The following is a 14,398-nucleotide window of genomic DNA, read 5'->3' as shown; positions in this document are numbered from 1 at the left end:
CGCGGTGGTCCTACTGTTCATACACCGCTCACGGGCCACAGGTTCCCGATCACCGCGGCGGGTGCCCGGGAGATCCGGTCAGTCCCAGGATCCGCGCGCCGCCGGAAGCCGTGCCACCGCCGCCAGATCCTCGGCCGACAGCCGCAGCCCGGCCGCCCGCGCGTTCTCCGTCACCCACCGCTCCCGCTTGGCGCCGGGCACCGGCACCACGTGCGGGCCCTGCGCCAGAACCCAGGCAAGCGCCACCTGCGCGGGCGTCACCCCGTCCCCGTACCGCTCGGCGATCCGGCGCAGCCCGACGACGATCGGCTGGTTGGCGGCCATCATCTCGGCGGTGAACCGCGGGTGCCGGGCGCGCAGGTCGTCCGGCTCGAACCCCTCGCCGGGCGTCAGCGTCCCGGTGAGGAACCCGTTGCCCAGCGGCATCGCGGCGAGGAAACCCACCCCGCGCGCCGCGCACCACGGCAGCAGCGCGTCCAGCGCCTCCGGCGACCACACCGACAGCTCGGCCTGCACCGCGCTCACCGGGAACACCTGTTGCACCCGCTCCAGTTGCCTGATCGTCCCGTCGTGCAGCCGGGCGCCCGGACGGCGTCGGGAGCGCGCGCCCACAGCGCACAGCCCGAGCGCCCGCACCTTCCCGGCGGACACCAGTTCCGCCATGGCCCCCCAGGTCTCCTCGACCGGTATCTCCGGGTCCGCGCGGTGCAGTTGGTAGAGATCGATCACGTCCGTCTGCAATCGGCGCAGCGAGGCGTCGCAGGCCCGTCTCACGTACCCGGGGCGGCCGTTGGCCACGATGTGCTGCTCGCCCACCAGCAGCCCGACCTTGGTGGACACGAACGCCTCGGAGCGCCGCTCCCTCAACACCCGCCCCAGCAACAGCTCGTTGGTGAACGGGCCGTACATGTCGGCGGTGTCCAGCAGCGACGAGCCGAGGTCCAGGGCCCGGTGCACCGTCCGCAGCGACTCGTCGCTCCGCTGCCGTGAACCGGTGTACGCCCAGTTCATCGGCATGCACCCCAGTCCGACGGCCCCCACATCGAGCGTCGCCGCACCGATCGTCCTGCGCTCCACCTGGCCGCACCCTCCCTCTCTGGCACCCCAAACTAACCAATGGACCGGCGCGGCCTTCGCATAGCCTCCTGACCATGACTTCCGATGTGTGGCTCCCGTTCGGCGCGGACGAGATCGACGGCCTCCCCGAAGGCCTCGACTACCGCTTCTGGAACGGTGACCAGGACTTTCCCGCGGACCCCGCCGAGTGTGCCTTCTACGTGGTGCCGTACATGAAGGGGGCCGAGGTCTCCGTACGCCCGCTGCCCCGCATGTCGTCCGTGCAGGCCCTGCAGACCCTGTCCGCGGGCATCGACCACGTCGAGCCGGGCCTCCGGCACCTGCGTCCCGGCGTGCGGCTGTGCAACGCCCGCGGGGTGCACGAGGCCAGCACCGCCGAACTCACCCTGGCGCTCGTCCTCGCCTCGCTCCGCGGCATCCCCGACTTCGTCCGGGGACAGGACCGGGAGGAGTGGCGCTCCGGGTTCCGCCCGGCCCTGGCCGACAAGTCCGTCCTCATCGTGGGGTACGGGTCGATCGGCGCCGCGATCGAGGACCGGCTCGCACCCTTCGAGCTCGCGCGGGTGGCGCGCGTCGCACGCTCCGCCCGCACGACGGAGCGCGGTCCGGTGCACCCGCTCACCGAACTCCCCGCCCTGCTGCCCGAAGCCGACGTCGTCATCCTGTCCACGCCGCTCAACGACACCACCCGTGGCCTGGCCGGGGCCGACTTCCTCGCCCGCATGAAGGACGGCGCCCTGCTCGTCAACGTCGCCCGCGGGCCCGTCGTGGACACCAAGGCCCTTCTCTCCGAACTGGAGAGCGGCCGGATCACCGCGGCGCTCGACGTCACCGACCCCGAACCGCTGCCCCCGGGGCACCCGTTGTGGCATGCGCCGGGCCTGCTCATCAGCCCGCACGTCGGCGGACCCACGTCCGCGTTCCTGCCACGCGCCAAGCGCCTGCTGGTCGCACAGTTGAACCGGTTCGCGCGCGGGGAGGCGCTTCAGAACGTAGTGCTCACAACCGGCGGGTAATCCGCGTACCGTTCACTCCCCGTCCGGTTCGGGCACCCTCCGCAGTCTCCCGAACGCGTTCCGTACGGTCATTCGTGCTGGTCGTCACGGAGCGTAGAGGAACTATGTCCCTGAGTGACGAGACTGGTGTATCGTCCCGACAGGGGCTGCGCCGTGCACCGTTCGGCGCCGGGGACGAAGAGTTCAAGACTGCGAGGGGGGCGACGGGCGATGCACGGCCTATGGACCAACGATCCGACGCGGCGGGGCCGCCGACGGCGACCCTGGCGGGCGGCGACGCGCAGGCGCGGCCACGGCCACGGCCACGGCGGTCATCACCACCACCGCAGGCACAGCGGCCGCAGGAGGCACACGCACCCCGCGCACCGCGACCAGCGGGACCCCGCGGCGGCACGGACCGGGTGGGCGCGGTGAGTTCCCCGCCGCCGCCCACCGCCTTCGACGGAGCGCTGCGCCCGCAGCGGCTCCTCGGGACGCTGCTGACCCGCCGGCCGGAACCGGGCGGCGGGACGGGCCTGCGGTCGCAACTCGTCCTGGCCCTGGTCTGCGCGGCGTACGGAGTCGGGTCCGCGCTCGGCTGGGGTTCCCCCGGAGCCGCCCTCGTCATGGGCGACTTCGGACTGAGCGCCGCGGCGGGCACCGCCGCGGTCTCCTGCTTCCTGTACGCCCGCAGGCGCCGCATCCGGTTCCGCCCCGCGTGGCTGCTGTTCTCGCTGTCCTCCGCGATGGCCGCGCTGGGCAACCTGGTCTGGGGGTGGTACGAGGTCGTGCTCGGGATCCCCGTACCCAGCCCCAGCTACGCCGACCTGTTCTTCCTCTGCTTCGCCCCGCCCGCCATCGTGGGCCTCCTGGTGCTCGCCAAGAGGCCCGTGACGAAGGCCGGTTGGGTCTGCCTGGCGCTGGACGCCTGGCTGATCGGCGGCTCGCTGCTCACCCTGTCGTGGAGCCTGGCGCTGGCGCAGGCGGCGAAGATGGACGGGCCGAGCGTCGCGCACACCGCGCTCTCGCTCGCGTACCCCCTCCTGGACATCGCCCTCGTCAGCATGGTGCTCGCCCTGCACTTCCGGCGCTCGGCGGTCAACCGGTCCGCGGTGAACACCGCCATCGGCGCCCTCGCCCTCACCGTCATGTGCGACGCCCTGTTCACCTCGCCCCTGCTGCACAACAACTACCGCTCGGGGCAACTCCTCGACGCGGGCTGGTTCGCCGGCTCCCTGCTGCTCGCCTACGCCCCCTGGGTCGGCCTGCGCAACGGCCGGCACCCGGACGGCGAGGGGCACACGCGCGTGGTGCACGAGCACGTCCCCGGGCAGCGCCCCGGAAGCCCCCTCCACGGTCCCGCACAGGGCCAGGCGCCGTCCCCGGGGCACACCCCGCTGCCGGGACCCGCGCACGGCGGCGAGCGCGGACGCTATCCGGCCACCCGGCCCATCGCCGGCTCCCTGGCCGCGCTCACGCCCTACCTCGCCGCGGCCGTCTGCACGCTGGGCATCCTCTACAACGTGCTGAACGGCCACAGCGTCGACCGCGTCGTACTGATCACCGGCGGCACGGTCGTGCTCGCCCTCGTCGTGCGCCAGGGCATCATGCTGCTCGACAACATCACCCTCACCCAGGAACTGGCGCAGAAGGAGAACCACTTCCGCTCCCTGGTGCAGGGCTCCAGCGACGTCATCATGATCGCCGCCCCCAACGGCATCCTCCGGTACGTGAGTCCGGCCGCCGCAGGTGTGTACGGACGCCCCGCCGAGGAGCTCGTCGGGTCCGAACTGGCCGCGCTCATCCACCCCGAGGACCTCGGCTGCGTGGTGCACGAGGTGCGCCGCTTCCTGGCCGCCAGCCACACCGAGGAGCCCACCACCCGCATCGAGTGCCGCTTCAAGTCCGGCGACGGCGGCTGGCTCAACGTGGAGTCCACCGTCAACCGCCATCACGGCGGCCTCATCTTCAACAGCCGTGACGTGACCGAACGGGTCCGCCTCCAGGCGCAGTTGCAGCACAACGCCGAGCACGACCCGCTCACCGACCTGCCCAACCGCGCCCTGTTCACCAAGCGCGTCCAGCAGGCCCTGTCCGGCCGCCGCTCGACCGACCGCGGCACCGCCGTCCTCTTCATCGACCTCGACGGCTTCAAGGCGGTGAACGACACCATCGGCCACCAGGCGGGCGACGAACTCCTCGTCCAGGCCGCCCGCAGGCTCCAGGACTCGGTGCGGCAGGGCGACACGGCCGCGCGCCTCGGCGGTGACGAGTTCGCCGCCCTCATCGTCGGCGACGGCGCCCGCGACCGCTCCGCCCGCGAACGGCACATCATGGAGCTGGCCGACCGGCTCAGGATCACCCTGTCCCAGCCGTACGCCATCGACGGCAACGATGTCCGGGTCGCCGCCTCCATCGGCGTCGCCTTCGCCGAACCGGGACTCGGCGCGGGCGAGCTCCAGCGCAACGCGGACCTGGCCATGTACCGCGCCAAGGGCGCAGGCAAGGGCCGGGTCGAGCTGTACGCGCCCCAGATGCAGCAGGACGTCGTCCGCAAGGCCGAGCTGGCCACCCGGCTGCGGGCCGCCCTGCACGACGGCGAGTTCGCCCTGCTCCACCAGCCCGTCGTCGCCCTGGAGAGCGGCCGGATCACGTCGGTCGCCGCCCAGGCCCGCTGGCGCTCCTCCCAGGGCGTCTTCTTCACCCCGGCCGAGTTCCTGCGGGTGTCCGAGGACAACGACCGCACCGCCGAACTCGGCCGCTGGATGCTGGAGCAGGCCGTCCAGCAGGCCGCCGAGCGCACCGCCACCGGTCTGTCCGTCCCCGTCGCCGTGCGGATGAGCGCCCGCCGACTGCTGGACCGCTCCATGCCGGTCGGCTCCGTCGAGGCACTGCTGACCCGGCACGGCCTCGCCTCGGGCGCCCTGGTCGTCGAGCTGTCCGACATGGACCCCCGGGTCTCCCTGGACGAGCTGGAGCGCCGGCTGAACGCGCTGCGGCGCATGGGGGTCAGGATCGCGCTGGACGGCTTCGGCAGCGGCTACGCGGCCATCACGGCGCTGCGCCGGCTCCCCGTCGACGTACTGAAGCTCGACCGCGGGCTGGTCGAGGGCGTCGTCGAGTCCGCGCGGCTGCACAAGATCACCAGCGGGCTGCTGCGCATCGCCACCGACCTCGGGCTGCAGTCCGTGGCCGACGGCGTGGACCTGCCGGAGCAGGTCATCGCCCTGCGCGCGATGGGCTGCACCCACGGGCAGGGCATGGCCTTCTCCGGACCGCTCGACGAGTACCGGTTGCGCCGGGCGCTGTCCCTCGGTCAGTACCCGGTGCCGCACGGACCGGTCGAGCCCGCTTTCGCCGGCGGCGGCGCGGGAATGTACGGGAGCGGTATGCCCTCCGTCTACGGGGGCGGCACGGCACTGCGCTCACATAATGAGACTCCCGTCCCACCCACTTGACAGTCGGTGCGTGCCGGGGGGAGGGTCAATGCCATGCGCACCCGAATTCTCGTACTTGGAAAGCGCGTCGGCTGAAGCTGGGGCACACCGGAGGACGATCCGGAGACACCCAGCGACCGCACCCGGCGCGCTCCCCTCGCTTGCCTCACGGCACGAGGGGTTTTTTGTTGCACAGGCGCCTTTCCATCAGCAGACGTACACCGCACAAACCTCGCAAAAACCCTCAGCATCGAGAAGAGAATGCCGATGACCGAGCAGGCCACCGGGGCCCACCATCCGCAGCCGCGGCCCCGTTCCGGAGGACATCAGTCCGCCCCCGAGCACGTGACGGGCGCGCAGTCCCTCATCCGCTCTCTCGAGGAGGTCGGGGCCGACACGGTATTCGGCATTCCCGGCGGTGCGATCCTCCCGGCGTACGACCCGCTGATGGACTCGACGCGTGTGCGGCACGTGCTCGTCCGGCACGAGCAGGGCGCGGGCCACGCGGCCACCGGTTACGCCCAGGCCACCGGCCGGGTCGGCGTCTGCATGGCGACCTCCGGCCCCGGCGCCACCAACCTGGTCACGCCGATCGCCGACGCCCACATGGACTCCGTGCCGATGGTCGCCATCACCGGCCAGGTCGCCTCCAAGGCGATCGGCACGGACGCCTTCCAGGAGGCGGACATCGTCGGCATCACGATGCCGATCACCAAGCACAACTTCCTGGTGACCAAGGCCGAGGACATCCCGCGGACGATCGCGGAGGCCTTCCACATCGCCTCCACCGGCCGGCCCGGTCCCGTCCTCGTCGACATCGCCAAGGACGCCCTCCAGGCGAAGACCACCTTCAGCTGGCCGCCCACCCAGGACCTGCCGGGCTACCGGCCGGTGACCAAGCCGCACGCCAAGCAGATCCGCGAGGCCGCGAAGCTGATCACCGCCGCCAAGCGGCCGGTCCTGTACGTCGGCGGCGGCGTCCTGAAGGCGCGGGCCACCGCGGAGCTGAAGGTCCTCGCCGAACTCACCGGAGCGCCCGTCACCACCACCCTGATGGCGCTCGGCGCATTCCCCGACAGCCACCCGCTGCACGTGGGGATGCCGGGCATGCACGGTGCGGTCACCGCCGTCACCGCGCTGCAGAAGGCCGACCTGATCGTCGCCCTCGGAGCCCGCTTCGACGACCGTGTCACCGGCAAGCTGGACAGCTTCGCCCCGTTCGCCAAGATCGTCCACGCCGACATCGACCCGGCGGAGATCGGCAAGAACCGCGCCGCCGACGTGCCGATCGTCGGTGACGCCCGCGAGGTCATCGCCGACCTCGTCCAGGCCGTCCAGAAGGAGCACAGCGACGGCCACCTGGGCGAGGCCGCCCGGTCGAAGTACGCGGCCTGGTGGAAGGACCTCGACCGCTGGCGCGAGACGTACCCGCTGGGCTACGAGCAGCCCGAGAACGGCTCGCTGTCGCCGCAGCAGGTCATCGAGCGCATCGGTCAACTCGCCCCGCAGGGCACGATCTTCGCGGCGGGCGTCGGCCAGCACCAGATGTGGGCCGCGCACTACGTCCAGTACGAGCAGCCCGCGACCTGGCTGAACTCGGGCGGCGCCGGGACGATGGGCTACGCGGTCCCGGCCGCGATGGGCGCCAAGGCCGGGGTCCCGGACCGGACGGTCTGGGCGATCGACGGCGACGGCTGCTTCCAGATGACCAACCAGGAACTCACCACCTGCGCCCTGAACAACATCCCGATCAAGGTCGCCATCATCAACAACGGCGCCCTCGGGATGGTCCGCCAGTGGCAGACCCTCTTCTACAACCAGCGGTACTCCAACACCGTGCTGCACTCCGGCCCCGGGGCCAGCGGCAGGGAGCCCAGCGCCGGCACCCGCGTCCCCGACTTCGTGAAGCTGTCGGAGGCCATGGGCTGCCACGCGATCCGCTGCGAGTCCCCGGACGACCTCGACAAGGTCATCGAGGAGGCGAACTCCATCAACGACCGCCCGGTCGTCGTGGACTTCATCGTCCACGAGGACGCGATGGTGTGGCCGATGGTCGCCGCCGGCACCTCGAACGACGAGATCATGGCCGCCCGGGACGTCCGCCCCGACTTCGGCGACAACGAAGACGACTGAGAGCCGCAGGAGAAGGAACGCCACCCATGACCAAGCACACGCTCTCCGTCCTGGTCGAGAACAAGCCCGGTGTCCTCGCCCGGATCACCGCCCTGTTCTCGCGTCGCGGCTTCAACATCGACTCGCTCGCGGTCGGTGTCACCGAGCACCCCGACATCTCCCGCATCACCATCGTGGTGAGCGTCGCCGACCTGCCGCTGGAGCAGGTGACGAAGCAGCTCAACAAGCTCGTCAACGTCCTGAAGATCGTCGAACTGGAGCCGGGTTCCGCCGTTCAGCGGGAACTCGTTCTGGTGAAGGTGCGCGCGGACAACGAGACGCGCTCGCAGATCATCGAGATCGTCCAGCTGTTCCGCGCCAAGACCGTCGACGTCTCCCCGGAGGCCGTCACCATCGAGGCCACCGGCGGCAGCGACAAGCTGGAGGCCATGCTCAAGATGCTGGAGCCGTACGGCATCAAGGAGCTGGTCCAGTCCGGCACGATCGCCATCGGCCGGGGCGCCCGCTCCATCACCGACCGTTCACTGCGCGCGCTCGACCGCTCCGCCTGACGCTCTCGACCGGGGACCGATCGCCCCCGGCCACGGCACGACCGGAAACGGACGGTCTGCAGCCGCGGACCGCCCGTATTCCGAGACCCGAAGACTTCCCTTCCCCCGCCCGCCGTACGGTGGCAAGCAGAACCAGCAATACCGCAAACGAGGAGAACCCCAGTGGCCGAGCTGTTCTACGACGACGATGCCGACCTGTCCATCATCCAGAACCGCAAGGTCGCGGTCATCGGTTACGGCAGCCAGGGCCACGCCCACGCGCTGTCGCTCCGTGACTCGGGTGTCGACGTCCGCGTCGGTCTGCACGAGGGCTCGAAGTCCAAGGCCAAGGCCGAGGAGCAGGGCCTGCGCGTGGTGACGCCGTCGGAGGCGGCGGCCGAGGCCGACGTCATCATGATCCTGGTGCCGGACCCGATCCAGGCCCAGGTCTACGAGGAGTCCATCAAGGACAACCTGAACGACGGCGACGCGCTGTTCTTCGGCCACGGCCTGAACATCCGCTTCGGCTTCATCAAGCCCCCGGCCGGCATCGACGTCTGCATGGTCGCCCCCAAGGGCCCGGGCCACCTGGTGCGCCGCCAGTACGAGGAAGGCCGCGGCGTCCCCTGCATCGCGGCCGTCGAGCAGGACGCGACGGGCAACGCCTTCGCGCTGGCGCTCTCGTACGCCAAGGGCATCGGCGGCACCCGCGCCGGCGTCATCAAGACGACGTTCACCGAGGAGACCGAGACCGACCTGTTCGGTGAGCAGGCCGTCCTCTGCGGTGGTACCGCCGCGCTGGTCAAGGCGGGCTTCGAGACGCTGACCGAGGCCGGCTACCAGCCGGAGATCGCGTACTTCGAGTGCCTCCACGAGCTGAAGCTCATCGTCGACCTCATGTACGAGGGCGGCCTGGAGAAGATGCGCTGGTCGGTCTCCGAGACCGCCGAGTGGGGCGACTACATCACCGGCCCGCGGATCATCACCGACGCCACCAAGGCGGAGATGAAGAAGGTCCTCGCCGAGATCCAGGACGGCACGTTCGCCCAGCAGTGGATGGACGAGTACCACGGCGGCCTGAAGAAGTACAACGAGTACAAGACCCAGGACGAGAACCACCTCCTGGAGACCACCGGCAAGGAGCTGCGCAAGCTCATGAGCTGGGTCAACGACGACGAGGCGTAAGCCTCGGGACGGCGGGCCGGAGCGTACTGTTCCGGCCCGTCGCCGAACCCGGGGTAACGCTGTTGTCCACTGAGGCCAGCCTCGTCCGGGTGATCCTTACGCGGAGGCGCAAGACGGCCCCCGCAGCGGCACTAGACTGCTGCACAACAAACGCGTCAGGCCCACAGCGTCGTGCGTCTTCCACGCGGCTCAAGCGACACCGAGGAAGTGAAGGCACGCCCCCACGCCACTCGGCGCGGGACGCCACCAGCACTCCCCGGGGCCGCCGACAACCCTCCACCGCATGCGGCCGTCGGGACGGCCGTCCGCATTGGACTTGTGAGGACTCACGTGAGCTCGAAACCTGTCGTACTCATCGCTGAAGAGCTGTCGCCCGCGACCGTGGACGCCCTGGGCCCGGACTTCGAGATCCGCCAGTGCAACGGCGCGGACCGCGCCGAGCTGCTGCCCGCGATCGCCGACGTGGACGCGATCCTGATCCGGTCGGCCACCAAGGTCGACGCGGAGGCCGTCGCCGCCGCGAAGAAGCTCAAGGTCGTCGCGCGAGCCGGCGTCGGCCTGGACAACGTCGACGTCTCCGCCGCCACCAAGGCCGGCGTGATGGTCGTCAACGCCCCCACCTCGAACATCGTGACCGCCGCCGAGCTGGCCTGCGGCCTCCTGCTCGCCACCGCGCGCCACATCCCGCAGGCCAACACCGCCCTGAAGAACGGCGAGTGGAAGCGGAGCAAGTACACGGGCGTCGAGCTCGCCGAGAAGACCCTCGGCGTCGTCGGCCTCGGCCGCATCGGCGCGCTGGTCGCCCAGCGCATGTCCGCGTTCGGCATGAAGGTCGTCGCCTACGACCCGTACGTGCAGCCCGCGCGCGCCGCCCAGATGGGCGTGAAGGTCCTGTCGCTGGACGAGCTGCTGGAGGTCGCCGACTTCATCACCGTCCACCTCCCCAAGACCCCCGAGACGCTCGGCCTGATCGGCGACGAGGCGCTCCACAAGGTCAAGCCCTCGGTGCGCATCGTGAACGCCGCGCGCGGCGGGATCGTCGACGAGGAGGCGCTGTACTCGGCGCTCAAGGAGGGCCGCGTCGCCGGCGCCGGCCTCGACGTGTACGCCAAGGAGCCCTGCACGGACTCCCCGCTCTTCGAGCTCGACCAGGTCGTCTGCACCCCGCACCTCGGCGCCTCCACCGACGAGGCCCAGGAGAAGGCCGGCATCGCCGTCGCCCGCTCCGTGCGCCTCGCCCTCGCCGGTGAGCTCGTGCCGGACGCGGTGAACGTGCAGGGCGGCGTCATCGCCGAGGACGTCAAGCCCGGCCTGCCGCTCGCCGAGAAGCTGGGCCGCATCTTCACCGCCCTCGCCGGTGAGGTCGCCGTCCGCCTCGACGTCGAGGTGTACGGAGAGATCACCCAGCACGACGTGAAGGTGCTCGAACTCTCCGCGCTCAAGGGCGTGTTCGAGGACGTCGTCGACGAGACCGTGTCGTACGTGAACGCCCCGCTGTTCGCGCAGGAGCGCGGCGTCGAGGTGCGTCTGACGACCAGCTCCGAGTCCCCGGACCACCGCAACGTGGTCACCGTCCGCGGCACGCTCAGTGACGGTCAGGAGGTGGCGGTCTCCGGCACGCTGGCCGGCCCCAAGCACCTCCAGAAGATCGTCGCCGTCGGTGACTACGACGTGGACCTCGCGCTCGCCGACCACATGGTCGTGCTGCGCTACGAGGACCGTCCCGGTGTCGTCGGCACCGTCGGCCGCGTCTTCGGCGAGGCCGGTATCAACATCGCGGGCATGCAGGTCGCCCGTGCCGCCGTCGGCGGGGAGGCCCTCGCGGTCCTCACGGTCGACGACACGGTCCCGCAGACCGTCCTCACCGAGGTCGCCGACGAGATCGGCGCCACGTCGGCCCGCTCGGTCAACCTCGTCTGAGTCGCACCAGGCCGCCACGCGCCGTACGGGAGTACGGGCCGCGCGAGCCGAGGGCCGGGTCACCTTCGGGTGATCCGGCCCTTCGCTTGTGCCCGGGCGGACGTCAGGGGGACGCGGTGCGCTCCGGCTCGATCAGGCCCTGCCGGTAGGCGATGGCGACGGCCTCCGTGCGCCCGGCCGCGCCCAGCTTGGCGAGGATGTTCGAGACGTGGACGCTCGCCGTCTTGCCGCTGATGAACAGCTCCTCGCCGATCTGGCGGTTGGTGCGGCCGAGGGCCAGCAGCCGCAGCACGTCGTACTCCCGGGCGGTCAGGACGGCGCCGTCCTGCGCGGCGGGTCCGGCCTGGGCGAGCCGGCCGCGCCGGGCCAGGGCGTCCAGGTCCTCGCACAGGGGCACGGCGCCGAGCCGTTCGGCCGTCTCGTGCGCGGCGCGGATCTGCTCGGCGGCCTCCTCGCGGCGGTCCGCCGTCAGCAGCGCCTCCGCGAGCCGCCGCCGGCACCGCGCCAGCTCGTACGGGTCGCCGTACGCGAAGGCGGCGACGGCCTTCTCCCACGCGGCGACGTCGGGACCGGTGCGGGCGCGGGTCCACTCCGCCTCGGCGCGGGCGAGCCAGGCGAGCCCTTCCGGGCCCTGCCGTGAGCCGTCCTCGCCCTTGGAGGCGGTGGCCCGGGCCAGCTCGACCAGCTCGTCCGCCGTGTCCGTCCACCGGCCCAGCTCGGTCCGGTCGCCGGTCGTCCGCAGCTGCTCGGCCCGGTCGGCGACCGCGGCCAGGGCGAGCCCGGCCAGGTGCACCGCGACGTCCGGCCGTTCGGCCCCGGCCTCGCCCGCCAGCGTGGTGATCGTCGTACGGACCCGGGCGACGGCCGCCTCCGCGTCACCGCGCAGCGCCGCGGCGTCGGTCAGCACGATGCCCGCGACGAGCGTGGCCATCCAGTCGAAGGGGCCGTCGAGCAGGGCGAGCGCGCGGTCGGCCGCCGTGCGGTCGCCGCGCGCGAGTGCCACGTAGAGCGCCGGGCCGGTCGCGAAGCCGGCGGCGGCGGGCAGCCGCCCGGCGTCGGCGGCGGCCGCGCGGGCGCACTCGTCCCAGCGGCCCAGCGTGTAGAACAGCAGGGACTGCAGATAACGCAGTTCCAGCGCGTACGGCGAGGACAGCAGACCGGAGCGGCCCGCGCGGTCGAGTCCGTCGGAGAGCCAGGTCAGGCACTCGTCCAGGTCGCCCGACTCGTAGCAGCCGACCGCGAGGTTGAACAGGGCCCGCATCTCCACCGGGACGTTGCCCGCGCGCCGGGCCAGTCCGCGGGCCTCCGCCAGCCTCAGGCGGCCCTGCGGAGTGCGGCGGTTGTGTCCTTCGAGCCCGACCAGTGAGATCGTCAAGTCCGCCTGGGCGTCGGGGAGTCCGAGGTCCTCCGCGACGCGCAGGGCCTGCCGGGCGACGCGCTGGGCGTCCTCGTCGTGGCCCATGTAGCGGGCGGCCATGGCGTGGGTCGCCGCGGCCCAGACCCAGGTGCGCGACGGCGGCTCGGCGGGGATCATGGCCAGCGCCTCGCTGCTGTACGTGAACGCGGCCTTCAGCCGGTCGACGCGGATCAGGTTGCCCGCGAGGGTGTAGCGGACGCGCACGGCCAGTTCGGAGTCGGCGTCCGAGCCCGCCCGCGCAAGCGCGGCCCGGGTCAGGGTCACCGCCCGGTGGCTCTCGCCGGCGTGGGCTGCGGCGGCCGAGGCGCGCAGGGTCAGGGTGACGGTGTCGAGGCTGTCCTCCGGCCGGGCGGTGGGCGCCACGGCGGGCCACAGGTCGAGGGCGGCCTCCAGGTGGCGCAGCTCCTCGGCGGGCGCGCCGACGCCGGCCGCGTGGTCGGCGGCCTCCAGGGACGCGCGCAGGGCGTCGGCGAGGTCGTGGCTCTCCCGCGAGTGGTGGGCGCGCTCGGCCGCGCTCTTCGCCGGGTCGCCGCGGCCGGCCAGCAGACGGGCGAACGCCCGGTGCAGCCGCACCCGTTCACCCGGCAGCAGGTCGGCGTAGACCGCCTCGCGGATGAGGGCGTGCCGGAAGGTGTACGTGTCCTGTTCGGCCGGGACGAGGAGCTGTCTGCCGACGGCCTCGCGGAGCGCCGACTCCAGTTCCTCCTCGGGCAGTTGGACGGCGTCGCGCAGCAGCTCGTGCTCCACGCGGCGGCCGGCCACGGCGGCGGTGCGCAGTACCTGCTGGGCGGTGGCGGGCAGTTGCTCGAAGCGGATGAGCAGGACGTCGGCCAGGCCGCTGGGCATGGCGTCCGCTGCCGGGTCCGAGGAACCGGGTACGGCGTCGGCGGTGGCGGCGAGCAGTTCCTCCGCGTAGAACGCGTTGCCCTCGGCGCGCTCGACGATGCGGCGGACCGTGGTGTCCGGCACCGGGCCGGTGTTGAGGGCGCGCACCAGGGTGGCCACCTCCGCGTCGCGCATCGGGCGCAGCTCCAGGCGGTCGACGGCGGGCAGCCGGACCAGCTCGGCGAGCAGGGGGCGCAGCGGGTGGCGGCGGTGCAGGTCGTCGGCGCGGTACGAGGCGAAGACGGCGAGGCGCCGGGCGGGGGCGCCGGTCCCGGCTGTCCCCGGTGCCGCCGGGCCGCGGGTGTGGGGGAGCTGGGGCAGACCGCGGCTGAGCAGGAAGCGCAGCAGGTCGCGGGAGGACTGGTCCGCCCAGTGCAGGTCCTCCAGGACCAGGAGGACCGGGGTGATCGCGGCGACGTCGCCCAGCAGGCCGGCCACGCCCTCGAACAGGCGCAGCCGGCCGCCCGCGTCCGAGGCGCCGTCGGCCCCGCTGCCGAGCAGCCGGTCGACGGCGGGGTGCGCCGCGAGCGCGGGCGCGAACCGCTCATCGGCGGCGAGCACCCCGAGGATCTCGGTGAACGGCAGATACGGCAGGCCGACGTCGCCCAGGTCCACGCAGTGGCCGGTGAGGACGGTCGTGCCGGTGGCGGCGGCGTGTGCGGCGGCCTCCGTCAGGACGCGGGTCTTGCCGACGCCGGCGTCGCCCGCCAGCAGTACGGCGCGGGGGTCGCCGGTTCTGGCGCGGTCCAGCACGCCGGTGAGCCGGGACAGTTCGTCTGACCGGCCGATGAACGGCGTACCGAATGTCTGTGCCACGGG

General features: G+C 72.2%; 8 protein-coding genes. 6 read left to right on the top strand and 2 right to left on the bottom strand.

Annotated elements, in window-relative coordinates:
• Positions 1-78 precede the first annotated feature (78 nt).
• Positions 79-1,077, bottom strand: coding sequence for an aldo/keto reductase (locus ACFYQQ_RS08855; RefSeq protein ID WP_355783435.1), 999 nt, complete (start codon positions 1,075-1,077; stop codon positions 79-81).
• Positions 1,078-1,151: 74 nt separating this feature from the next.
• On the opposite strand from ACFYQQ_RS08855, the gene ACFYQQ_RS08850 reads away from it, so the two are divergent.
• The 6 genes from ACFYQQ_RS08850 (at position 1,152) to serA (ending at position 11,277) form a co-directional block, all read left to right on the top strand.
• A complete protein-coding gene (locus ACFYQQ_RS08850; RefSeq protein WP_355783438.1) occupies positions 1,152-2,093 on the top strand; it encodes a 2-hydroxyacid dehydrogenase in 942 nt (313 codons plus the stop codon).
• 410 nt (positions 2,094-2,503) lie between these two features.
• Positions 2,504-5,530, top strand: a complete 3,027-nt coding sequence (locus ACFYQQ_RS08845) for an EAL domain-containing protein (protein ID WP_356243771.1) — start codon at positions 2,504-2,506, stop codon at positions 5,528-5,530.
• Between the two features lie 240 nt (positions 5,531-5,770).
• On the top strand, positions 5,771-7,642 hold the full coding sequence (locus ACFYQQ_RS08840) for an acetolactate synthase large subunit (RefSeq protein WP_355781011.1): 1,872 nt from the start codon (positions 5,771-5,773) through the stop codon (positions 7,640-7,642).
• Positions 7,643-7,668: 26 nt separating this feature from the next.
• Positions 7,669-8,193 carry an acetolactate synthase small subunit gene (ilvN, locus tag ACFYQQ_RS08835; protein WP_355781014.1) on the top strand — a complete coding sequence of 175 codons (525 nt, stop codon included), beginning with the start codon at positions 7,669-7,671 and terminating at the stop codon, positions 8,191-8,193.
• A gap of 162 nt (positions 8,194-8,355) precedes the next feature.
• Positions 8,356-9,357, top strand: a complete 1,002-nt coding sequence (ilvC, locus tag ACFYQQ_RS08830; RefSeq protein WP_121406125.1) for a ketol-acid reductoisomerase — start codon at positions 8,356-8,358, stop codon at positions 9,355-9,357.
• 330 nt (positions 9,358-9,687) lie between these two features.
• Complete coding sequence (gene serA / locus ACFYQQ_RS08825) at positions 9,688-11,277, top strand: phosphoglycerate dehydrogenase (RefSeq protein ID WP_355781018.1); 1,590 nt, start codon at positions 9,688-9,690, stop codon at positions 11,275-11,277.
• A gap of 103 nt (positions 11,278-11,380) precedes the next feature.
• On the opposite strand, the gene ACFYQQ_RS08820 is transcribed toward serA, so the two are convergent.
• The gene (locus ACFYQQ_RS08820) at positions 11,381-14,395 is read right to left on the bottom strand and encodes an AAA family ATPase (protein ID WP_388904045.1); all 3,015 of its coding nucleotides are present in this window, start codon (positions 14,393-14,395) and stop codon (positions 11,381-11,383) included.
• Between the last annotated feature and the right edge of the window lie 3 nt (positions 14,396-14,398).

It is taken from the genome of Streptomyces sp. NPDC005496 (genome assembly GCF_042872045.1).
In the GTDB taxonomy this organism is placed as follows: Bacteria; Actinomycetota; Actinomycetes; order Streptomycetales; family Streptomycetaceae; genus Streptomyces.
Note: the sequence above shows the minus strand (reverse complement) of the source record. Positions and strands in the feature narration are given on the sequence as shown.